The sequence below is a fragment of the Ensifer aridi genome (assembly GCF_002078505.1).
GTDB classification, from domain to species: Bacteria; Pseudomonadota; Alphaproteobacteria; order Rhizobiales; family Rhizobiaceae; genus Sinorhizobium; species Sinorhizobium aridi.
Genome location: NZ_LUAV01000014.1, coordinates 23,068 through 45,209, shown reverse-complemented (window position 1 = coordinate 45,209; position 22,142 = coordinate 23,068). Strand labels below are relative to the sequence as shown.

Sequence of the window (22,142 nt, the reverse complement as noted above, 5' to 3'; positions counted from 1 at the left end):
ATCCTTTGTGGCGAAGGCGAGGGCGGCGGCAAAAAACAAAACGTGATCGCCGGACTCCGGTCCGCTCCTGGAGAGCGGCAACCGGATCAGTCGAGCCAATCCGGCATCGAATCGAGATCGATCAACGCCTCGTAATCCTTGCGTGGGCGGATCACATGGAAGCGATCGCCCTTGACGAGCACTTCTGGCACCAGAAGGCGGCTGTTGTAGGTCCCCGACTGGACCGCGCCGTAGGCGCCGGCCGAGCCGATTGCGAAAAGGTCGCCCGGTTTGGGCATCGCCATCTCACGGTCGAGCGCCAGGTAGTCGCCGGTCTCGCAGACCGGACCGACGACATCCGCCCTGATGCGCGGCGCGTTCGCGGCGGAAATCCTGACCGGTCTGATCTCGTGATAGGCCTCGTAGAGCGTCGGGCGGATCAGGTCGTTCATCGCACCGTCGACGATGACGAAGGTCTTGTCGCCGCCGTCCTTCACATAGATCACTTCGGTGACCAGAATGCCGGCATTGCCGACGATCAGCCGGCCGGGCTCCGTGACGATCTTGCAGTCGAGGCCTTTGAGCTGGTTTTTGACGATGTCGGCATAGGCGTCGGGCAGGGGCGGCGGATTGTTGTCTTCCCGGTAGGGAATGCCGAGGCCGCCGCCGATATCGACGTGGTCGACGACGTGACCGTCGGAGCGCAAGGTGTCGACCAGTTCGCGCAGCAGCTTGAACGCGTCGTCGAAGGGCTGCAGCTCGGTAATCTGGCTGCCGATATGCATGTCGATGCCTGTCACCTTGATGCCGGGAAGCGTCGCGGCGTGGGCGTAGACGCCGCGGGCCCGCTCCCAGGAGATGCCGAACTTGTTTTCCTTCTTGCCGGTCGAGATCTTCGCATGCGTGCGGGCGTCGACGTCCGGGTTGATGCGGAAAGAGACATGCGCCTGCTTGCCGGCGCGCACGGCCCGCTGGTTCAGGACCTCCAGTTCCGGCTCGGATTCGACATTGAAGCAGTAGATGCCCGCTTCGATGGCAAAATCCATCTCGCGCGCGGTCTTGCCAACGCCGGAGAACATGATCCGACTCGCGGGAATGCCGGCAGCGAGCGCGCGCCGCAGTTCACCTTCGGAGACGACGTCCACGCCCGCGCCGAGCCGGCCAAGTGTCTTCAGCACCGCCTGGTTGGAATTGGCCTTCATCGCGTAGCAGACCATTGCGTCCACGTCGGCAAAGGCTTCTGCGAAAACCCGGTAATGGCGCTCGAGCGTCGCGGTGGAATAGCAGTAGAAGGGTGTGCCGACGGCACGCGCGATGTCCGTTACGGGAACGTCTTCGGCGTAAAGAATTCCATCGCGATATTGGAAATGGTTCACGGCTGTTCCTTAGAGCAGGGGATCAAGCAGGAAGGGCCGGTCCTCGACCCTCTGCCTCGGTTCGGGTGTCCCGGTGGGCGTTTTCGTGTTGATCGGCGTGTTGGCCCCCGGCCGGTCGAGATCGCCCTTGCGTCCGCAGCCGGCGAGGACCAATCCCGGAATAACCAGCAGAAGCGCGAACCCGGCGGCCTTAGAAAATGTCATCGTCATTTTTTCCTTCGCCGAAGCTGAAGCGATTGATCTCAAGAGCGTCGCCGGGGCGCAATGGAGCCTGCCCATTCCTGCTCCGCTCTGGTGCGATGTCTTATCGATTTTTCAGCAGTTTGTGCACCCTGTTTGTGCGTTGTCGGCAACCCGCGCTAGTTGCGCGCCCGCCACCAGGCGATCTGCTTCTGGACCTCGGCCGGGGCCGTGCCGCCGAAGCTGGTGCGGCTAGCCACCGAAGCCTCCACGGTCAGCACGTCGAAGACCTTATCGGTGATCGCGGGATTGATCGCTTGAAGCTCGGCAAGCGAGAGCTCGGCGAGGTCGCAGCCCTTCTGTTCGGCGAGGGCCACCGCGCGGCCGGTCACGTGATGGGCGTCGCGGAAGGGCAGCCCCACCTCGCGCACAAGCCAGTCGGCGAGGTCAGTCGCCGTAGCGTAGCCGGAACCGGCGGCCGCCTTCATACGGTCGGCGCGCACGGTCATGTCGCGGACCATGCCGGTCATCGCGGCGATCGCCAGTTCAAGGCTTTCGGCCGCATCGAAGACCTGCTCCTTGTCTTCCTGCATGTCCTTGGAATAGGCGAGCGGCAGACCCTTCATCACCGTCAGGAGTGCGATCAGCGAGCCGTTGATGCGGCCGGTCTTGGCCCGCACGAGCTCGGCAGCGTCGGGGTTTTTCTTCTGCGGCATGATCGACGAGCCGGTCGAAAAAGCATCCGACAGGCGGATAAAGCCGAATTGCGGCGTCGACCAGATGACGATCTCTTCCGCGAGCCGCGACAGGTGCGTCGCGGCGATCGCCGCGATCGACAGGAATTCGAGCGCAAAGTCTCGGTCGGAGACCGTATCGATCGAGTTGCGCGTCGGCTCGCGGAAGCCGAGCGCCTTCGCGGTCATGTGGCGGTCGATCGGGAAGCCGGTGCCGGCAAGCGCGGCGGCGCCGATCGGGCTTTCATCCATGTGCTCGATGGCGTGGCGAACGCGCGAGCGGTCGCGGCCGAACATTTCGACATAGGCCATGCAATGATGGCCGAAGGTCACCGGCTGCGCCGTTTGCAGGTGCGTGAAGCCCGGCATCACCGTGTCGGCATGTTCTTCCGCTCGATCGAGGAAAGCGGCGATCAGGGCGGTTAGCGCCTTTTCCGTCTTCTGCAGCTCTTCCTTCACCCAGAGGCGGAAATCGAGCGCGACCTGGTCATTACGCGATCGCGCCGTATGCAGGCGGCCGGCGGCGGGGCCGATCAGCGCTGCCAGCCGCGCCTCGACGTTCATGTGGATGTCTTCGAGGCGGCGCGAGAACTCGAAGGCGCCGCTTTCGATTTCTGACAGGATCGTGTCGAGGCCGTGAACGATCTTGTCTTTATCCTCGGCGGAAATGATGTCCTGATGCGCCAGCATGGTCGCATGCGCTATTGAGCCGCGGATATCCTGGGCATAGAGCTTCTTGTCGAAGTCGATCGAGGCATTTATCTCCTCCATGATCGCGTCCGGGCCCGAGGCGAAGCGCCCGCCCCACATCTGGTTGGAGGATTTCGTCTCGGAACTGCCGTCAGCCATGAGGATGCCCGCCTTGGAGAATGAAATGCTAGACCAGAAGAAACGTCCTCCGGCCGTGAAATTGTTTGCGCTCGCCGCCCTTCTCGGGGTGATCGCCGGTGCGGCTGCGGTATACGTGAAGGAGACCGGGTCTGGCAATGGCGGCGTCACGCCGGCGGCCGACGCGAGCTGCCCGCTCGCCGCGGAGAAGGTCGCTTTGCTGACGCCGCTGATGCGCGGCCAGGTCGCGGCGATGACGCCGGCGGCCAATCCGCGCCCGATAGCCGGCCTCGATTTCGCCGGCCCGGACGGCAAGCCGCTGACGCTTGCCGCCTTTGCCGGGAAGACCGTCCTCGTCAATCTCTGGGCGACCTGGTGCGTGCCGTGCCGGGAGGAGATGCCGGCGCTCAACAGCCTGCAGAAGGCGCTCGGGGGCGATCGCTTCGAGGTGGTCGCGATCAACATCGATACCGGCGGTGACGACAAGCCCAAGACCTTTCTCGATGAGGTCGGGGTACACGAGCTCGGCTACTATCGCGATGCCTCGATGGGCGTCTTCAACACGCTGAAGAAGGAGGGCCTCGCCTTCGGCCTTCCCGCTACGTTGCTTCTCGACGAAAAGGGCTGCCTGATCGGCTCGATGAACGGCCCGGCCGCTTGGGACAGCGAAGATGCCAAGAGCCTGATCCGGGCGGCGCTGCCTCCGCATGCAGGCAGTTGAAAGGAGAAACGCGAGGCAGATCAGCGCGTCGGGACGGGGACGTCGCCGCGGTAGTCATAGAAGCCGCGGCCGGATTTGCGGCCGAGCCAGCCGGCCTCGACATATTTGACGAGCAGCGGGCAGGGCCGGTACTTCGAATCCGCCAAGCCGTCGTGCAACACCTGCATGATCGACAGGCAGGTGTCGAGACCGATGAAGTCAGCAAGCTGCAGCGGCCCCATCGGATGGTTGGCGCCGAGCCGCATCGCCGTATCGATGGCATCGACCGTGCCGACGCCTTCGTAAAGCGTGTAGATCGCCTCGTTGATCATCGGCAGCAGGATGCGGTTGACGATGAAGGCGGGGAAATCTTCCGCAACCGTGACGGTCTTGTCGAGACGCGCGACGAATTCCTTGGCCGTCCGGAACGTCTCCTCGTCGGTGGCAATGCCGCGCACCAACTCGACGAGCTTCATCACCGGAACCGGGTTCATGAAGTGGATGCCCATGAAGTGTTCGGGGCGATCGGTCGCGGAGGCGAGCCTGGTAATCGAGAGCGACGATGTGTTCGTCGCCAGAATCGCATCCGGCTTCATGATCGGACACACCTGGCCGTAGATCTTGCGCTTGACGGTTTCGTCTTCGGTGACCGCCTCTATGACGAGGTCGGCCTGCGAGAGGTCGTTGATGTCTACGGAACCCTTGATCAGGGAAAGCGCCCGCTTGCGGTCCTCGTCGCTCATCTTGCCGGAGGAGACCTGACGGGCGAGATTGCCGTTGATGGTGGCGAGCCCCGCCTCGATGCGATCCGCAGCGATATCGTAGAGCTGCACCTTATAGCCGGCGGATGCCGAAACATGCGCAATGCCGCAGCCCATCTGCCCTGCGCCGATAATTCCGACCGTCTTGATCATTGAAGTGAACACCCATGTTCAACAGGTTGCGCCAGCGATGCTGGCCGCAGATGCGAAAATACCGGATCGGCAAGGCCGACCCGGTACGATTGTTAATGCCATGCCGGCGTTTTTTCCAGCCTTTTTCGTATCAGCGGCCGACCCTTCAAAGCGCCTTCTCGAGCTCCGGCAACACGTCGAAAAGATCGGCGACGAGGCCGTAGTCGGCGACCTGAAAGATCGGCGCCTCCTCATCCTTGTTGATGGCGACGATCACCTTCGAATCCTTCATGCCGGCGAGATGCTGGATGGCACCGGAGATGCCGCAGGCGATGTAGAGATCGGGCGCCACCACCTTGCCGGTCTGGCCGACCTGCCAATCGTTCGGCGCGTAGCCGGCATCGACGGCGGCACGCGATGCGCCGACAGCGGCGCCGAGCTTGTCGGCGACCGGCAGTATGACTTCCTTGAACTTCTCGGAAGAGCCGAGCGCGCGGCCGCCGGAGATGATGATCTTCGCCGAGGTCAGCTCCGGCCGGTCGGAGGAGGAAAGCGCGTCGGAAACGTGGCTCGAAAGCCCCGGATCAGCGGCGGCCGCAACCGTCTCGATTGCTGCGGAACCGCCTTCAGGAGCCGCGGCAAAAGAGGCGGTGCGCACGGTGATCACGCGCTTCGGCTCCGTCGTCTGCACCGTCTGAATGGCGTTGCCGGCATAGATCGGCCGCTTGAAGGTGTCGGAAGAAACGACCTCGATGATCTCGGAGACCTGGGCGACGTCGATGAGCGCGGCAACCCGCGGCATGACGTTCTTGCCGACCGAGGTGGCGGCGGCGACAATCGTATCATAGTTGCCGGCGAGCGAGACGATGAGGGCCGCCAGCGGCTCGGCGAGATTGTGGGCGAGCGAGGCATCCTCGGCGACGAGCACCTTGGCGACGCCAGAGAGCTTCGCCGCCTGCTGGGCGACGGCCTCGACGCCGGAACCCGCAACGAGCACATGCACGTCGCCGCCGATCTTGGTGGCCGCCGTCAGCGCCTTCGCCGTCTGGTCGGAAAGGTGGGTGTTGTCGTGGTCAGCCAGAAGCAGAATGGCCATGATGGAATCTCCCTTTCCTTGAACCTTAGAGGACGCCGGCTTCGGTCTTGAGCTTCTCGACGAGCTCGGCGACCGACTTGACCTTGATGCCGGCCTTGCGGCCCGACGGCTCTTCCGTCTTCAGCACCTTGATCCGTGCCGCGGTGTCGACGCCGAAATCGGCCGGCGTCTTTTTGTCGAGCGGCTTCTTCTTGGCCTTCATGATGTTCGGCAGCGAGGCGTAGCGCGGCTCGTTCAGGCGCAGGTCGGTGGTGACCACCGCCGGCAGCTTCAGTTCCACCGTCTGCAGGCCGCCGTCGACCTCGCGGGTGACGTTCACCTTGCCGTCACCGATCTCGACCTTGGAAGCGAAGGTGCCCTGCGGCCAGCCCAAGAGCGCCGAGAGCATCTGGCCGGTCTGGTTAGAATCGTCGTCGATCGCCTGCTTGCCGACGATGATCAGGCCCGGCTGTTCGGCCTCGGCCACACCCTTGACGATCTTGGCGACGGCGAGCGGCTCGACCTGGTCCTCGGTCTCGACGAGGATCGCCCGGTCGGCACCCATGGCGAGCGCAGTGCGGAGCGTCTCTTCCGCCTTAGCCGGTCCGATCGAGACGACGACGACTTCGCTCGCCTTACCGGCTTCCTTGAGCCTGAGCGCCTCTTCGACCGAGATCTCGTCGAACGGGTTCATCGACATCTTCACGTTGGCAAGCTCGACGCCCGTGCCGTCCGCCTTCACGCGGATCTTCACGTTGAAGTCGACGACCCGCTTCACCGTCACAAGTATTTTCATGGATTCATTCCCTCCAAGAGCGTTCGCAGGAAAATGCGCCTTAACAGGGCGGCCTGATTGTCGGTTGGCGACATCGATACGCGTTTTTGCTCCATACACAAGCCGTTCTTGAGGTTAAATCGAGATGACCTGAGGCCAAATCGAGATGACCGCGCGCTATGATATTTACGTTTACGTACAGGTAATAAAAAGCTCTGGCAAGATGGGAGCGTTCCGGAGGGTCGGTGGGGCCATCGTCGCACGGGCAATCCCTTGAAATTCAAACGTTATCGCGTAGGAAGCGGGACGGCCGCGACCAACGGTTCAGCTCGGGCGACCCCAGTGCGGGGAGGGTTTCGCGGCGCCGGGAGCGGGCGGAGCCGTCTCCTCCGGCGTCCTCGTCCGATGTTCCACGGCACGTGGAGTGACAATCGTGCGATCGAAAAGCGGCACTTCGCGGCGTCGCAAAACGACGACAAGCAGAAGCCCGGCAACGATGCCGCCGACATGTGCGCTCCAGGAAACACTGCCCCCGGAATCGACTACGAACATGAAGAATTGCTGGCCGATCCAGAAGGCGAGCGGGATGGCGGCGGGCAGCGGCAGGGGGATGCGGAAGAGTACGAGCACCCAGACCCTGACCTTAGGATGCAGCAGGAAATAGGCGGCGACGACGCCGGAGATCGCGCCGGAGGCGCCGATCAGGGGCGCTTCCGAGGCAGGATCGAGCAGCCCATGCGCCAGCGCGCCGGCCGCCGCGCAGAGGAGGTAGAAGACCAGAAAGCGGAAGTGCCCGAGCGCATCCTCGACATTGTCGCCGAAGACCCAGAGGAACAGCATGTTCATCGCCAGGTGCGTGAAGTCGCCATGCAGAAAGGAATAGGTGACGAAGGTGAACTCGTCGGGAACGACTACCAGAGAGGGATCGAGTTCGGCGTAATCGAAGACAAGCGCTGGAATGTAACCGAGCCCGAGCACGGTGGCGTTGGCGAATTCCTCCGTCGCGACAGGTCCGGTGACGAGCCACACGGCGATGTTGATGACGATCAGCGTGATCGTCACATATTGCATGTCTATGTGCTTCAGATCGTTTCTGTCGTGCAGCGGTATGAACATGCGATCCCCAAGGTCGACGCCTGAAACTTATCTGTTCTTGCCGGGAACCCAGAGGACGTCGGCATGGCCCTTTTCGTTTGCCCAGCGGGCCGCGACGAAGAGGAAGTCGGAAAGCCGGTTGATGTAGGCGAGCGCCTCGCGGCTGACGATTTCGCTCTCGGTGTCGTTAAGCGCGACCATCTGCCGTTCGGCGCGCCGGGCGACGGTGCGGGCGACGTGGAGGGCCGCGGAAGCGGCGCTGCCGGCCGGCAGGACGAAGGAGCGCAAAGGTTCGAGGTCGGCATTCAGCCGGTCGATCTCGCCCTCCAGGCGCTCGACCTGGGCGGAAACAATCCGTAGCGGCTCGTATTCCGGCTTCTCGCCCATGTCCGGCGTCGCAAGGTCGGCACCGAGATCGAAGAGATCGTTCTGAACGCGCATGAGCATCGCGTCGAGCTCGGGAATATCAGACGTGTGCTGGCGTGCGAGGCCCACAAAAGCGTTCGCCTCGTCTACGGCGCCGTAGGCTTCGACCCTGAGATCGTTCTTCAGGCGGCGCGGACCGGAGACGAGGCCGGTCGTGCCGTTGTCGCCGGTCCGGGTATAAATCTTGTTCAATCTGACCATCGTGCTGTCGCTATCCTCAGGTCGGCCGGCCGCCACCGGTAACCCACAGCGTCAGCATGATCAGCACGAGAGCGATCGCCTGGAACAATATGCGCGCCTGCATCAGCTTGTTGGAAGTATTGCCGCTGCCGCGCCGCGCCATGTTCAACAGGCCGCGGACAAGCACGATCGCGACCAGGCCCATGGCAATCAGGGTCAGGCCGGTTAAGAAACTGGGCATGGCGTAATTCCCTTGTGGTTCGGTCAGCCGAGCCGACCGATGATGCGATAGAACAATGCCGCCGGCAGGAGCTTCTTCAGAAGCGCGCCCTGCTTGGCCGCCGTTGTCACTATATAATGCGGCCTTGGCCTACGTGCCGTCAAAGCGTGTTTCAAAACGGCGTAAACAGCATCCGGGCCGAGCTTGCCGGGGGCCGGCCTGTTCTCGCCGCGCAGGCGTTTCATCTGGCGCTCGTATTCCACCCGATGGACGGAGTTCTTGAGATCGATGAACCGCTCGATATAGGCGACGGCATTAGTCGTGAATTTCGATGCGATGGGGCCCGGCTCGATCAGGCTCACCTCGATGCCGCTGCCGGCGAGTTCCATCCGCAACGTGAGCGAGAGCGCCTCGAGCGCGAATTTCGAGGCGTTGTAGGCGCCGCGCCAGCGATAGGGCACGATGCCGAGAATGGACGAGCACTGGACGATGCGGCCGTGTCCCCGGGCGCGCATCGCCGGTATGACGCGCCGCGTCAAGTCGTGCCAGCCGATGACGTTGGTTTCGAGCTGCAGCCGCAAGGCTTCGGTCGGCAGATCCTCGACCGCACCCGCCTGACCATAGGCGCCGTTGTTGAAAAGCGCATCGATCCGCCCGCCGGTCAACGCCATCACGGCCTCGACGAGCGCGGCGATCGTCTCGGGCCGGGTGTAATCCATGATGAAGGTCTCGATGCCCTCGGCCGCCAAGACCGCCTGATCTTCGGGCCGGCGCACCGTTGCGAACACGCGCCAGCCGTCGTTCTTCAGCGCCCGGGCGCAATAGGCTCCGATGCCGGACGAGCAGCCGGTGACGATGATGGTTGGACGATCGGACATCCGCGCGATTCCTGTGGAAATTCAAGCACCGTTTCCCATATTCATCGTTGGGTTACAATGGAATTGCATGTGCGACGGCCGGGACCGGAATCGAGGTCACGAGCCGCCGCAGGCGCCACGCCGGCTGGTCCTGGCGAAAAGCGGGACAGGTGGAGGAATCGGAGACGGAATGCCGGCATTCGTTCGCATCATCTGGAAGGTCGTGTTCGATGCGCTCTGGCATTTCAGCGAGGACGATGGCTGGGCGATGGCGAGCCATGTGGCGCTATCGTCTCTGATGGCCGTCTTTCCATTCCTGATCTTCGGCACCGCGCTTGCCAGCTTTCTCGGTGCTGACCGCTTCGCCGAGACGGCGGTCCACCTGATCTTCGATACCTGGCCGGAATCGATCGCAAAGCCGGTGGCGGACGAGGTCGTCCGCGTATTGACCATTCCGCGCGGAAGTTTGCTGACGATTTCCGTTCTCGCGGCTGCCTATTTCGCTTCGAACGGTGTCGAAGCGCTGAGGATCGCGCTCAATCGAGCCTACAGGGTCGCCGAAAGCCGCTCCTGGTATGTGACCCGGCTAGCTAGCCTCGGTTTCGTGCTGGCTGCAGTGCTCATTCTCGCCGCCCTCAGCATTCTCCTGGTCGCTGTACCGCTTGCCGTGCGCAATGCGGACGAGTGGCTTCCCTGGCTCGATGCGCTGCTGGCAGCGGTCGAAAGCTGGGGACTGACACTCACCCTGGTAATGCTCACGGCAGGATTGCTCGTCTCGCATCTGTGGTTGCCGGCCGGCCACCGCAAAGTGATGGACGTCCTGCCCGGCATCATGATTACGCTCGTGCTGTGGTCCGTTGGCGCTTACGCCTTCGCCACCTATATTGCGAACTTCTCCAACTATGTCGCAACCTATGCCGGGCTCGCTTCGATCATGATCGTGCTGGTTTTCCTCTATATGCTCGGCGCAATTTTCATCATAGGTGCCGAGATCAATGCGGCGATCCTGAAATACAGGGTGAAGCGCATGGTCATGCGCAGCTTCCAGCCGACGCGGGACGATTGAGCGGCATTTGGGGTGCAGTGCTGCACACGTCGTGCCGTCAAAGGATCATGGCCCGGACATCCGCCGGCGTGTATCCCGCGGCGCGGAAGGCGGCGATCCCTGTGTCCTCGCTGCTCTTAGACAACTTCCGGCCGTCCGGACCGAGAATCAGACGGTGGTGGTGATAGATCGGCTCCGGCAGGGAGAGAAGCCTCTGCAGCAACCGGTGAACGGATGTCGCATGGTAGAGGTCACGGCCCCGTACGACATGGGTAACACCTTGCTCGGCATCGTCGACCACAACAGATAGATGGTAACTCGAGGGTGCGTCCGAGCGCGACAGGATGACATCGCCCCAGGCGGCCGGATCGGCGGCGACGAGGCTAGTTTCGCTCGCTGGACTCGGCCCCATTTCCCGCCATGCGAGCGAAGCGTCGGCATGCTTTACCGCCTTTTCCATGTCGAGACGCCAGGCATACGGTCGTCCGCTTGCAATGATTGCCACTTGCTGGTCGGGCGACAGATCACGCTCGCGACCGGGATAGAGCGGCGTTCCATCCGGATCGCGGGGCCAGGGCTCGCCTTCCGCCTCCGCTGCGACCACCGCCGCCTTGATCTCGCCGCGGGTCATTACGGAAGGATAGACGAGACCCATCGCCTTGAGGCGCTCGAGCGCCGCCGCATAGACGTCAAGATGCTCAGATTGGCGCCGCACGGGCTCTTCCCAGCGGAGGCCGAGCCAGGCGAGATCCTCGAAGATCGCTCTCTCGAATTCCGGTCGGCAGCGCGTCTGGTCGATGTCCTCGATCCGCAGCAGAAAGCGGCCGCCTTCCGCCGTCGCCATTTCGTAATTGATGATCGCGGAGAGGGCATGGCCGAGATGCAACAGACCGTTGGGACTCGGCGCGAAGCGGAAAACGGGTTGTGCTGACGGTGACGGCATCGTTTTCCTTTGGCATGGAAGCGATATAAGGTCATCCGCTTTCTACGGCGCCATGCGTCTTTGCAGATGCACAAAGGATGCTGTAGCACTTTGGGTTGCTGCATGTTTTTGTCGGCTGCGATTTAACGAATCCAGTGGAGGGCGCATGCGGATCATCCGGACACACGAGGATATCGAGGCTGGCCTTGCCGGTCTGATCATGCTCGACGCGCGCCTCGAGCACGTCATCGACAAGGCGGGCCCAGTGCCCCTGAGACGCACCGACCCGGGTTATCGCGGCCTTGCCAACATCATCGTCTCGCAGATGGTCTCAAAAGCGAGTGCGGCGGCAATCTGGGAACGGATGGAGACGTCGCTCGGTGAGATCACCGTCGACACGGTGCTTTCGCTCGGCGACGACGATTGCCGACGCTTCGGTCTTTCGCGTGCCAAGGCGGATACGCTTAGGCGGGTTGCCGCGGCGGCGGCCGCGGGCGAGATCGATCTCGATGCCATCTGCAATGTCGAGGCGACGGCGGCGATCCACGAACTGACGGCGATCAAAGGCATCGGCCGCTGGACCGCGGAGGTCTATCTGCTCTTCTGCGCCGGTAATCCGGACGTGTTTCCGGCAGGCGACGTCGCCCTGCAGAACGCAGTCGGCCATGCGCTCGCTCTCGAGATCCGCCCGACGGCAAGCGAAATCGATTCGCTCGCGGCCTCGTGGTCGCCCTGGCGCAGCGTTGCTGCGCGGCTCTTCTGGGCCTATTACGCACAGGAAATGCGACGCGACGCGCTGCCTGTGACGCCTTGAAGAAAAAAGCGAAACCTTTGTTCCGTTTTTCTTTGTGGCTTCACAATCCTGTCGCAACGCGCCTAATATAGAAGATGCAGATGCCGAATCGCTCAGGAGAGTACGCTTGACGATTGCAGTCTCACCTCAGGCCCTGCCGGCGCTTGTATTGAACGCCGACTATCGGCCGCTGAGTTATTATCCCTTGTCGCTCTGGTCCTGGCAGGACGCGATCAAGGCGGTCTTTCTCGACCGGGTGACAATCCTTGCCGAATACGAACATTCCGTCTCGTCGCCAAGCTTCTCCATGCGGCTGCCGAGCGTCGTTTGCCTGAAGAGCTACGTTCAACCGTCGCGCCACCCGGCCTTCACCCGGTTCAACGTGTTCCTGCGCGACAAATTCGAGTGCCAGTATTGCGGATCGCCGGATGATCTGACCTTCGATCACGTCATCCCGCGTGCCCATGGCGGTCAGACCACCTGGCAAAATGTCGTCGCCGCCTGCTCGCCATGCAACCTGCGCAAGGGCAGCAAGCTGCCGAAGCAGGCGGGCATGTTCCCGCACCAGAAGCCTTACCAGCCGACGGTACAGGATCTCCACAACAACGGCCGGCTTTTCCCGCCGAACCACCTGCATGAAAGCTGGATGGACTATCTCTACTGGGACGTCGAGCTGCAGCCGTAACGCTACGCACCCGTTTGAACTTGCGGCGACGCCGTCGCTTTCATCGATTACGCCTTCGTGGCTCCGCGCAGGGCGATTGCCGCGAGGATGAGGCTCGCGATCACGTTCCAGCCGGCAAAGGACAGACCGAAGATGCGCAGCGCCGCATCGGTGCAAGAAGGAGCGTGCTTGGCGTCGAGGTCGCCGAGGAGATCGCCGACATCGGACGAAACGCCCTGTGCCGCCGTGGCGCAGGTCGAAGGGCCCTCCCAAAAGTGCCACTCGACGCCGGCGTGATAGACGCCGATGCCGGCGCCGACGAGCATCAGGATTCCGACGAGAAGAAGCAATGTGCGCGTGATCCAGGCCGGCGCCTTTAGGACGCTTGAAAGAACGGCCAGAACGCCGAGCGGAATGCCGTAGTAATAGGGATCGCGCTGCAGCAGGCAGAGCGCGCAGGGGATATAGCCGCCGATGTGCTCGAAACCAAGCGCGCCGCCGACGGTCATCGCCATGCCGAGCGTGACGAGGCCGGCGAGAAGCAACTGCTGGCGTTGTGCAACGGAAGCGTCGATCATGAATCCCTCATAGCAGGCTGCGCAAACGGCGCCGGCACCACGTGTTCAAACGGTGCCGCCTTATTATGTAGGATCGACCTCGCTGTAAATCGCCCCCTGCTTTTCCTTGTCAGCACGCTTTTGTGATTGCCGTTGCGAAAATCGCAACTTCGCGGTTGACCGCCGCGAAAACGATCGTGTAAACCCCAAACCGCTGATATCACCTAGCCTTAAGCCCCATTGGCGGAATTGGTAGACGCGCTCGACTCAAAATCGAGTTCCCAAAAGGAGTGCTGGTTCGACTCCGGCATGGGGCACCAACTACAACAGCCGTAGATTCGATTTTCTCGGCTGCTTTATCCCCTCGCAATGCCTGAGTTCGTCGACCGACATTGCCGCTTACTAATCGGCTGAGCGGCGGCAGGCTCTCATCAAAAGAGGGTCCGCCATTATTCGGGCGGACCCTGTCGCTCGTAGCTCTACGCCAGGATCAGGACGATCTTGTATGTCGACGGTTCAACGATGACGATCCGGCCATCCGCCAGCACGAAGAATAAGTAGCCTTCGTATCTCGGCACGATCTTCACTATGCGCGGCGGCAGCGGCTTCACCTTGACCCTGACTGGCTCAGGTATCACCACGCCGACCGAGACGTCGACGTCAACCTCTACCGGCTCCACCTTCTCTTCGCGGATGATCTGGGTGATCTCCGTCTTCTGCTCTGTCGTCACTTCCACACTGGTGGAGGATCCCGAGGTCTCTTCCTGTGACTGCTGCGAGTCGGTCTGAGCAGGCTGATCCTGCTGCTGCTCAGTGTCCTGCTGCTGAGTACCTTGCTGCTGAGCGTCGGGCTGCTGGTCCTGCTGCTGGCCGGCATCGGGCTGCTGCTGTGTTTCCGTACCGGTTTGTCCTTCCGGCTGGCCTTGCTGCTGGTCGCCAGTGGTTTGGTCTTGTTGCTGGCCTCCTGTTGTCTGGTCTTGCTGCTGGCCCTCCGTCGGCTGTTCCTGTTGCTGCGTTCCGCCCTGGGCGTCGGGTTGGCCTTGTTGCGTGCCCTCTTGCGGCTGCGGACATTCCTGACCGGCGGGACATTCGGTGGATTGTCCCTGGGCCGGTTGCTCCGTCTGTGCAAGCACCGGCCCGCAAGCCATTCCGAGGCCTAGAGCAATAGCGCTTTTTATGACGATACTTGTCATTAGATGTTCTCCAATAATGCATCGTCCCTTCAAGCGGCGAACCGAGCAGCTCAAGCTTTGTTCCAGAGTTCTTCAAAGCCGGTGCCGGAATAAGGAAATTTGCTGGTCTGGTGCCCGACAAGTTCCTCATGGCTGCGACCGGGCTCGCCACCCATTGAATTTCAAGGGGCAGCGATGTTAGCTGCGTTGCAACATTTCTGTTGTGACGAGTCATGCTGCCGAAGATCGACAACTACGACGAACTCTATCGCGAATTCCGCTGGCGGATACCGGAGAAGTTCAATATCGGCGTCGCCGTCAGCGACGCCTGGGCGGCGCGCGATCCAGAGCGGATCTGTCTGCAGCATTTCAGCCCGGAAGGAGCGCATCTGTCGCTCACCTACGGTGCCTTCGCGACGCGCTCTTCCGCATTCGCAGGAGGGCTCGGGGCGCAGGGGATCCGGCCCGGCGATCGCGTAGCCATTCTCCTGCCGCAGGGCTTCGAGGCGGCAATCGCCCATGCGGCGATCTACAAGCTCGGCGCCGTCGCCCTGCCGCTTGCGCTGCTCTTCGGGGTCGAGGCGCTCGCCTACCGGCTGCGGGATGCGGAGGTGAGCGCGATCGTCACCAATCGGTTCGGCTACGAGCGGATTGCGGCGATCCGGGGCGAACTGCCAGCACTTCGGCTGGTCGTCCTTGCGGAAGAGGATGAAGAGCCCGGCACTGTGCGTTTCCGCGAACTTGCGTCACGGGAGGGCCGTTTCGATGCTGCAGACACGACGCCCGATGATCCGGCACTGATGATCTATACCTCCGGCACGACGGGACCGCCGAAGGGGGCCTTTCATGGGCATCGCGTTCTGCTCGGCCATCTGCCGGGATTTCAGTTCCATCATCATTTCCTGCCGAAGCCGGGCGACCGGATGTGGACCCCGGCCGACTGGGCTTGGGCCGGCGGCCTCCTGAACGCGCTCTTGCCGTCGCTCTTCTTCGGCGTGCCTGTGGTTTCCTCGCCGGCGCAGAAATTCGACGCCCATATGGCTTTCCGGATCATGGAAGAGATGGACGTGCGCAACGCCTTTATTCCGCCGACTGCGCTCAGGCTCCTGAAATCCGTCGAGCGCCCGCGCGACCGGTACAGGCTCAACTTGCGGACGATCGGGTCGGCGGGAGAGGCGCTCGGGCGCGAGACCTTCGAATGGGCGAGAGCCGCGCTCGGCATCGAGGTGAGCGAGTTCTATGGCCAGACGGAATGCAACATCGTCATCTCCTCGTCGGCAGACCTCGGCGTATTGAAACCCGGCTCGATGGGCAAGGCCGCGCCCGGGCATCAGGTCGCGATCATCGACGGCGATGGACGCGCGCTGCCGCCCGGCACGGTGGGGCAGGTTGCGGTCAAGCGCCCCGATCCGGTGATGTTCCTCGGCTACTGGCGCAATGAGAAGGCGACCGAGGCGAAGTTCATCGGCGATTGGATGACGACCGGAGACCAGGGCGTCATGGACGAAGAGGGCTATTTCACCTTCTTCGGCCGTGACGACGACGTCATCACCTCGTCCGGATATCGGATCGGGCCCGGCGAGATCGAGGATTGCCTGGCGGGGCACCCGGACGTGCAGCTTGCGGCGGCTGTCGGCAAGCCGGACGCGGTCCGCACCGAGATCGTCAAAGCCTATGTGGTGCTGAAGCAGGGCGTCGCCGCCAGTGAAGAGACCGCGGCCGATATCCGCCACTGGGTGAAGACGAGGCTTTCCATGCATGAATATCCGCGAGAGATCGAGTTCGTCGATAGCCTGCCGCTCACCACTTCGGGAAAGGTCATCCGCCGGTTCTTGCGCGAGAGGGCGGCCGCCGAGGCGCGGGCGCAATCCGGCTGGGAATGATTGCCCGGCCGGTCACCGGCCAGCGAGCGCACGTATCTTTTCACGCAGCAGACGGGCCATGTTGCGGGTGTTGCGATAGAGGTGGAGCTGAGCCGCAACCTGGCGCACGTCCCGGTCGCGGTTCTGCTCGAGGCCGATAACGAGTGTGCCCATTTCCTCGCGCTCCTGCCACAGGCGGCTCATTACTGGATGATCGGGCACCGCGCAGGAATCGGAGCGGACGATATTGGCGTCGTCGAGGTGCCATTCGGTGAGTTCCGCCACCAGGAGTTTGCCCGGCGAGAACTTCGCGTAGCGCTCGTCATAGGCCGTCTTCCACGCATAGGCCTCGCCGGCCATCAGCAGCACGACGATCGCCGCGATCGCCCTGCCGTTGAGGTCGAGCGTGTGGATGCGCACGCTGTCCGCCTCGGCGAGATTGGTCACCGCTTCCCTTGCGAAGGCGGCGCGAAAGCGGTCCATGATCATGGCGCTGCGTTCGCGGCCCTTCCAGCCGGATGCCTCAAGCGCCAGGAACTCCTCCAATCGCAACCGGATCTCGTCCGGCCGGCGCGCGACATTGTAGGCGAGGGTTCCCTCCTTGCCGAGATTATTCCATTGCCGCCTCAGTTCCTTAAGATGCGCGGGGCTGATCGCCTTGCGCAGGTAGGTTGGGCCGTCGAGCAGGCTTTCGAGCATCGGCCGGCTGAAGGTGTCGGTCACCGTCAACGGCAGGTTCTCGCTGATAGCGACGGCGCGGGCGAGCTGTGCGAATTTGCCTTTGAGCCTCAGGTCCGGAAGCACGAGGATGGGCGGCAGGCCGGAGGAGGGGGCGGCCAGCGCCTCGTAAAGGTTGCTGATCGTTTCGGCCGCGTCCTCCGCATCCAGAAGCGGCGTGCCCAAAGGGCCGAACGGGTTGGACCAGGCGCGAATGATGGTCGCACCGATCGAGAAGCCCGGCTTCTCGATGGAAAACGGCATAAGGAATCGGATGCGGCTGCGCTCTTCGATGTTGTCGCGGATCACGGCGAGCCGGATGACCCGGTCCTCGAGCCGCGGCATTGCCGGGGCGAGGAAACGACCGGTGAAGAAGACGTTCGGCTCGATCGCGCGGTTGGAGAGGAAGTCGAGTTCCCGCTGCAGCTCGTAGCCGGCTCTCGCCGGATAGACCGCCAGGTGCCGTCCGGGACGCCCTACCGTCAAGGTCCTTTCGGCCTGCGAAGTGTCGAAGCCGGGATGCGCCAGACCGCCGAGCAGCCGGGTCGCACTGCTGTTTACGTCTCCGGGAAGATGGACATTGCCGCTCATGGCTCAAATCGCCTCGTTCTTGTCGTTGCCGCTCATCGCGCCCGCAAGCGCCAGCAGCGCGAAGCCGAAGGTGTGTCTGACGGCGACGTGCAGGATCGCCGCCTCCGCAAACATGGCACCGGCCGTCGCAGCGGCCGCGCCGGTCAGACCGAAAAGCGGGATAAGCGTTACATTCAGTGCGATATTCGCGGCGAGTGCGCCTGCATAGAGGATCACGCAGAGCTTCTGACGCCCGGCCATGGTGAGCAGCGTTTCGGCGGGGCCGACGAAGGCCTTGGCAAGAATGCCGGCAAGCAGGATCGCCATCAAAGGGGTGCCTGCGGTGAAGGCCGGGCCGAAGAGCGAAAGCAGGAAGTCGCCGGCCGCGAGCACGGTGCCGCCGATCGCGAGCGACGGCCAGAAGGACCAGCGCGCGCTCTCGACGGCGATCTCCGCCAATTGCTTGCGGTCACGCAGAGCCATCGCCGCGGAAAAACGCGGGCCTGCCGCCGCCTTCACCGCGAACATGACGAAATGAACGAGCGCCATGGTCTTCGCTGCCGCGAAGTAGATCGCCACATCGCCCGGTTTGAGATAGAGCCCGACGATCACGACATCGGAATTGGTGAGCAGGAAACCGAAGCCGTCGACGAGAAAGATGGGCACCGAAACACGCAGCCAGCGCCAGAGCTCGACCTTCTTAGGCCCGCGAACGTAATGCTTGCCGAGCCGCCATATCATGGCAAGGAACTGTCCAAGCGTTGTCACATAGGTGGCCGCCAATGCGGCGGCCACGGCCGTCGTCGCGTCGTGGGGCATCCCGGCCGAACTTGCGAGCAGCATGAAAGCGAGAATGAGCAGTGGGCGCGCGATGTAGGTCGGGCCCATGGCGGCGATCGCCCAGCTATGGGCGCGCGCGGTGCCTTCCATCACGTCGCCGAGGGCGATCATCGGCAGGGTGATGAGGCCAAGATAGAGCGGAATGATGTAATAGCCTTCGATCATGGAGCCGAAGAGCCAGAGGCCGGCCCCGCCGACCATAGCGAGTGCCGTCGCCGAGAGCATCGCGAAGATGCGTGCCGTCATCGTGAGACCGCGGATTTCGGCAAGGGCGGCGGCCGTGTTGTATTCCGGCAGGAAGCGGATGATCGCGGCATGGAAACCAAGGCACGACAGATTGCCGAAGAGCACCGCCAGCACCCAGACGAAGATGAAGATGCCGTATTCGAATTCACCCATCAGGCGTGCGAGGACGATCTGTGAAACGAAGGCGATGGCTGCGCTGAGAATGCGGATGGCAAAGGCGGTGAGGGCCATTCGCTGCGCCCGGCTGCGGGGATCGGCGCCGGACAGAACGGGCACGAGCCGCCGCAGCAAGGAGTACAGGCGGTGCCTCAGCGCCGACGGCAACATTCGTCCGGCTGATTGACATGCCGCCATGAACACGAGGACACCCTGAGATTACGCAATACAGGGCTTCACTTCTGCCAGATCAGCGTTAACAAACGGTTCAGTCCGGTCGTATGTCGAAGACGTCGCGGCCGCAGCCGAGTTCGCGCCGCGCAAACCGAACGCTGATCCAGCAGACATGAAAATGCCGCCCGGGGGCGGCATCCAAAATGAGGGAAATGCGGAGCGGTTCTTGCCCGCATCCCGATCTCAGCGATCAGCTCCCGAAATCATGCCTCGTACATGCCGTGGCAATGCTTGTATTTCTTCCCGGAGCCGCAGGGGCAGGGCTCGTTGCGGGCGATCTTGCCCCAGGTCGAAGGATCGGCCGGATTGCGATCCGCCTGAGCGGCAGCCAGCATGGGTGCCGCCGGCGCAAAGTCGTCCTCGCCGGTCAGCGGATCGATGTGATGTGCTTCCATCGGCGGCAGTTGCTGCGGCGGTTCGGGCGCCTCGCGCACCAGTTCGACGCGCATCATCTGCGCCGTGACAGCCTGCCGGAGGTTCGAGAGTAGGGCCTGGAAAAGTTCGAAGGCCTCGGACTTGTATTCCTGCAGCGGATCACGCTGGGCATAACCGCGGAAGCCGATGACCGAACGCAGATGGTCGAGATTGACGATGTGCTCGCGCCAGAGGTGGTCGAGCGTCTGGAGAACGACCGAGCGCTCGACATATTGCATGATGTCGGGCCCGAAACGATCGGCGCGTTCGGCGGCCGCCTTGTCCGCCGCGGCGGTAATGCGCTCGCGGATATCGTCCTCGGCGATGCCGTCTTCCGCCGCCCATTCGGCGATCGGCAAGTCGAGATTGAGGTATTGCTGGACGTCCGCCTTGAGCCCCTCGACATCCCATTGCTCGGCATAGGCGCGCTCGGGGATACGCTTCGAGACGATATCCTGGATCACTTCATTGCGCATGTCGGTGACCGTCTCGGTGACGTTCTCCGCGTCCATAAGCTCGATGCGTTGCTCGAAGATGACCTTGCGCTGATCATTGAGCACGTCGTCATATTTCAAGAGGTTCTTGCGGATATCGAAGTTGCGCGCCTCGACCTTCTTCTGGGCGCGTTCGAGCGCCTTGTTGATCCAGGGGTGGACGATCGCTTCGCCTTCCTTCAGGCCTAGCTTCTGCAGCATGCCGTCCATGCGGTCGGAGCCGAAGATGCGCATCAGGTCGTCCTGTATCGACAGGAAGAATTTCGAGCGGCCGGGGTCACCCTGGCGGCCCGAACGGCCGCGCAGCTGGTTGTCGATGCGGCGGCTCTCGTGCCGTTCGGTGGCGAGGACATAGAGGCCGCCGGCGGCGAGCGCCTTGTCCTTGAGCTTCTGGACTTCTTCGCGGATCGCCTTTTCGCGCGCTTCGCGCTCCGGTCCCGGCTCGACATCGGCCAGTTCCTGCTGGATGCGCATGTCCGGGTTGCCGCCGAGCTGGATGTCGGTGCCGCGGCCGGCCATGTTGGTGGCGATCGTAACCGCGCCCGGAACGCCGGCCTGGGCGACGATATAGGCTTCCTGCTCGTGATAGCGGGCGTTCAGCACCTGGAATTTCGAGAAACCGCTCTTCTTCAGCATCTCGGCGAGCAGCTCGGACTTTTCGATCGAAGTCGTGCCGACGAGCATCGGCTGGCCGCGCTCGTGCGCCGCCTTGATCTCTTCGATGATCGCCTTGTACTTTTCCCCGGCCGTCCGATAGACCTCGTCGTCCTCGTCGAGGCGCTTGATAGGCAGGTTCGTCGGAACTTCCACCACTTCGAGACCGTAGATATTGCCGAATTCCTCGGCTTCCGTCGCCGCGGTGCCGGTCATGCCCGCAAGCTTCTCGTACATGCGGAAATAGTTCTGGAAGGTGATCGACGCGAGTGTCTGGTTTTCAGGCTGGATCTGCACCTTTTCCTTGGCTTCGAGCGCCTGGTGCTGGCCTTCGGAATAGCGGCGACCCGGCATCATGCGGCCGGTGAACTCGTCGATGATGACGATTTCGCCGTTGCGCACGATGTAGTCCTTGTCGCGCTGGAAGAGCTTGTGGGCCTTCAGGGCGTTGTTGACGTGGTGGACGATCGCCACGTTCTCGATGTCGTAAAGCGACTCGCCCTTCAGGAGGCCGGCCTCGCGCAGCAAGTTCTCGATCTTCTCGGTGCCTTCCTCCGAGAAATTGGCCGAGCGCTGCTTTTCGTCGATCTCGTAATCTTCCGGCGACAGGAGCGGAATGAAGTCGTTGATGGTGTTGTAAAGATCGGAGCGGTCGTCGAGCGGGCCGGAGATGATCAGCGGCGTGCGCGCTTCGTCGACCAGAATCGAATCCACTTCGTCGACGATCGCGAAGAAGTGACCGCGCTGCACCATCTGTGCGCGTTCGTACTTCATGTTGTCGCGCAGATAATCGAAGCCGAGTTCGTTGTTGGTCGCGTAGGTCACGTCGCAGGCATAGGCGTCGCGGCGCTGTTCGTCGGACAGCCCGTGGATGATGACGCCCGTCGTCAGACCGAGAAAGCCGTAGATGCGACCCATCATGCTCGCGTCGCGCTGGGCGAGATAGTCGTTGACGGTGACGACATGCACGCCCTTGCCGGCGAGCGCGTTGAGATAGACGGGTAGCGTCGCGACGAGCGTCTTGCCTTCGCCAGTCTTCATTTCGGAGATGGCGCGCTCGTGCAGGATCATGCCGCCGATGAGCTGGACGTCGAAGGGGCGCAGCCCGAGAACGCGGTGCGCGGCCTCCCGCACGACGGCAAAGGCCGGCACGAGGATGTCGTCCAACGTCTTGCCTTCGGCGAGCTGCTGACGGAATTCCACCGTTTTTGCCGCCAGCGCTTCATCGCTCAGCGCTTTCATTTCGGATTCGAGAGCGTTGATGGCATCCACCCGGCCCTTGTAGCCGCGGACGCGGCGATCGTTGGCCGAACCAAACAACTTGCGGGCAAAGCCGCCGAGACTGACCATACGAATGGTCCTTTCCTTATGTGTCGCCCTGGGGTTCCAGCTTCCCGGTCACAAAACCGCGCAATGCCGTGAAACCCCGGAAACTGTTCTGGACGCGAGGTTGCGTGACAGATAAGAGGGGGGTCGGATTATGT

The 22,142-nt window shown here is 62.6% G+C and carries 21 protein-coding genes and 1 tRNA gene; 6 read left to right on the top strand and 16 right to left on the bottom strand.

Features of this window, described 5'->3' with window-relative positions; genetic code table 11:
- Positions 1 to 86: 86 nt before the first annotated feature.
- The 3 genes from lysA to argH form a co-directional block, all read right to left on the bottom strand.
- On the bottom strand, positions 87 to 1,355 hold the full coding sequence (gene lysA, locus AYK65_RS13460; RefSeq protein WP_081158734.1) for a diaminopimelate decarboxylase: 1,269 nt from the start codon (positions 1,353 to 1,355) through the stop codon (positions 87 to 89).
- Between the two features lie 9 nt (positions 1,356 to 1,364).
- The gene (gene lptM / locus AYK65_RS13455; protein WP_081158873.1) at positions 1,365 to 1,559 is read right to left on the bottom strand and encodes an LPS translocon maturation chaperone LptM; all 195 of its coding nucleotides are present in this window, start codon (positions 1,557 to 1,559) and stop codon (positions 1,365 to 1,367) included.
- Positions 1,560 to 1,714: 155 nt separating this feature from the next.
- Entirely contained in the window at positions 1,715 to 3,118 is a 1,404-nt protein-coding gene (gene argH, locus AYK65_RS13450) for an argininosuccinate lyase (RefSeq protein ID WP_081158732.1), read from the bottom strand.
- A gap of 25 nt (positions 3,119 to 3,143) precedes the next feature.
- Between argH and tlpA the strand changes: the two genes are divergently transcribed.
- Positions 3,144 to 3,818 (top strand): thiol:disulfide interchange protein TlpA, encoded by a 675-nt coding sequence (tlpA, locus tag AYK65_RS13445; protein WP_081158872.1) that lies wholly within the window; start codon positions 3,144 to 3,146, stop codon positions 3,816 to 3,818.
- A gap of 20 nt (positions 3,819 to 3,838) precedes the next feature.
- Here the strand turns inward: tlpA and AYK65_RS13440 are convergent, their stop codons facing one another.
- From AYK65_RS13440 to AYK65_RS13410, 7 genes are all read right to left on the bottom strand, one after another.
- Positions 3,839 to 4,711 (bottom strand): 3-hydroxybutyryl-CoA dehydrogenase, encoded by an 873-nt coding sequence (locus AYK65_RS13440; RefSeq protein ID WP_026616308.1) that lies wholly within the window; start codon positions 4,709 to 4,711, stop codon positions 3,839 to 3,841.
- Between the two features lie 145 nt (positions 4,712 to 4,856).
- A complete protein-coding gene (locus tag AYK65_RS13435) occupies positions 4,857 to 5,786 on the bottom strand; it encodes an electron transfer flavoprotein subunit alpha/FixB family protein (protein ID WP_026616307.1) in 930 nt (309 codons plus the stop codon).
- Between the two features lie 25 nt (positions 5,787 to 5,811).
- The gene (locus AYK65_RS13430; RefSeq protein ID WP_046116438.1) at positions 5,812 to 6,561 is read right to left on the bottom strand and encodes an electron transfer flavoprotein subunit beta/FixA family protein; all 750 of its coding nucleotides are present in this window, start codon (positions 6,559 to 6,561) and stop codon (positions 5,812 to 5,814) included.
- Between the two features lie 303 nt (positions 6,562 to 6,864).
- Positions 6,865 to 7,656, bottom strand: coding sequence for a rhomboid family intramembrane serine protease (locus AYK65_RS13425; protein ID WP_026616305.1), 792 nt, complete (start codon positions 7,654 to 7,656; stop codon positions 6,865 to 6,867).
- A gap of 27 nt (positions 7,657 to 7,683) precedes the next feature.
- Positions 7,684 to 8,262, bottom strand: coding sequence for a cob(I)yrinic acid a,c-diamide adenosyltransferase (locus AYK65_RS13420; protein ID WP_026616304.1), 579 nt, complete (start codon positions 8,260 to 8,262; stop codon positions 7,684 to 7,686).
- Positions 8,263 to 8,278: 16 nt separating this feature from the next.
- Positions 8,279 to 8,482, bottom strand: a complete 204-nt coding sequence (locus AYK65_RS13415; protein ID WP_026616303.1) for a twin transmembrane helix small protein — start codon at positions 8,480 to 8,482, stop codon at positions 8,279 to 8,281.
- Positions 8,483 to 8,505: 23 nt separating this feature from the next.
- Positions 8,506 to 9,339, bottom strand: coding sequence for an SDR family oxidoreductase (locus AYK65_RS13410; protein ID WP_026616302.1), 834 nt, complete (start codon positions 9,337 to 9,339; stop codon positions 8,506 to 8,508).
- Between the two features lie 169 nt (positions 9,340 to 9,508).
- Between AYK65_RS13410 and AYK65_RS13405 the strand changes: the two genes are divergently transcribed.
- Complete coding sequence (locus AYK65_RS13405; protein ID WP_026616301.1) at positions 9,509 to 10,384, top strand: YihY/virulence factor BrkB family protein; 876 nt, start codon at positions 9,509 to 9,511, stop codon at positions 10,382 to 10,384.
- A gap of 37 nt (positions 10,385 to 10,421) precedes the next feature.
- Here AYK65_RS13405 and gluQRS read toward each other — a convergent pair whose 3' ends face one another.
- Entirely contained in the window at positions 10,422 to 11,306 is an 885-nt protein-coding gene (gene gluQRS, locus AYK65_RS13400; RefSeq protein WP_026616300.1) for a tRNA glutamyl-Q(34) synthetase GluQRS, read from the bottom strand.
- A gap of 145 nt (positions 11,307 to 11,451) precedes the next feature.
- Between gluQRS and AYK65_RS13395 the strand changes: the two genes are divergently transcribed.
- Both AYK65_RS13395 and AYK65_RS13390 read left to right on the top strand, forming a co-directional pair.
- Entirely contained in the window at positions 11,452 to 12,099 is a 648-nt protein-coding gene (locus tag AYK65_RS13395; RefSeq protein ID WP_046116436.1) for a DNA-3-methyladenine glycosylase family protein, read from the top strand.
- 106 nt (positions 12,100 to 12,205) lie between these two features.
- Positions 12,206 to 12,763, top strand: a complete 558-nt coding sequence (locus tag AYK65_RS13390) for an HNH endonuclease (RefSeq protein WP_026616298.1) — start codon at positions 12,206 to 12,208, stop codon at positions 12,761 to 12,763.
- A gap of 47 nt (positions 12,764 to 12,810) precedes the next feature.
- Here the strand turns inward: AYK65_RS13390 and AYK65_RS13385 are convergent, their stop codons facing one another.
- A complete protein-coding gene (locus AYK65_RS13385; protein ID WP_026616297.1) occupies positions 12,811 to 13,320 on the bottom strand; it encodes a disulfide bond formation protein B in 510 nt (169 codons plus the stop codon).
- A 213-nt stretch (positions 13,321 to 13,533) separates the two neighbouring features.
- Here AYK65_RS13385 and AYK65_RS13380 point away from each other — a divergent pair.
- Positions 13,534 to 13,619: transfer RNA gene (locus tag AYK65_RS13380), tRNA-Leu, on the top strand.
- A gap of 159 nt (positions 13,620 to 13,778) precedes the next feature.
- On the opposite strand, the gene AYK65_RS13375 is transcribed toward AYK65_RS13380, so the two are convergent.
- Positions 13,779 to 14,492: a DUF1236 domain-containing protein gene (locus tag AYK65_RS13375; protein ID WP_046116435.1), complete on the bottom strand. Its 714-nt coding sequence runs from the start codon at positions 14,490 to 14,492 to the stop codon at positions 13,779 to 13,781.
- A 212-nt stretch (positions 14,493 to 14,704) separates the two neighbouring features.
- Between AYK65_RS13375 and AYK65_RS13370 the strand changes: the two genes are divergently transcribed.
- Complete coding sequence (locus tag AYK65_RS13370; RefSeq protein ID WP_046116434.1) at positions 14,705 to 16,354, top strand: AMP-binding protein; 1,650 nt, start codon at positions 14,705 to 14,707, stop codon at positions 16,352 to 16,354.
- A gap of 12 nt (positions 16,355 to 16,366) precedes the next feature.
- Here AYK65_RS13370 and AYK65_RS13365 read toward each other — a convergent pair whose 3' ends face one another.
- The 3 genes from AYK65_RS13365 to secA form a co-directional block, all read right to left on the bottom strand.
- Positions 16,367 to 17,641, bottom strand: a complete 1,275-nt coding sequence (locus tag AYK65_RS13365; RefSeq protein WP_081158730.1) for a GNAT family N-acetyltransferase — start codon at positions 17,639 to 17,641, stop codon at positions 16,367 to 16,369.
- 3 nt (positions 17,642 to 17,644) lie between these two features.
- Entirely contained in the window at positions 17,645 to 19,033 is a 1,389-nt protein-coding gene (locus AYK65_RS13360) for a lipopolysaccharide biosynthesis protein (RefSeq protein WP_026616293.1), read from the bottom strand.
- 266 nt (positions 19,034 to 19,299) lie between these two features.
- Positions 19,300 to 22,008, bottom strand: coding sequence for a preprotein translocase subunit SecA (gene secA, locus AYK65_RS13355; protein WP_081158728.1), 2,709 nt, complete (start codon positions 22,006 to 22,008; stop codon positions 19,300 to 19,302).
- Between the last annotated feature and the right edge of the window lie 134 nt (positions 22,009 to 22,142).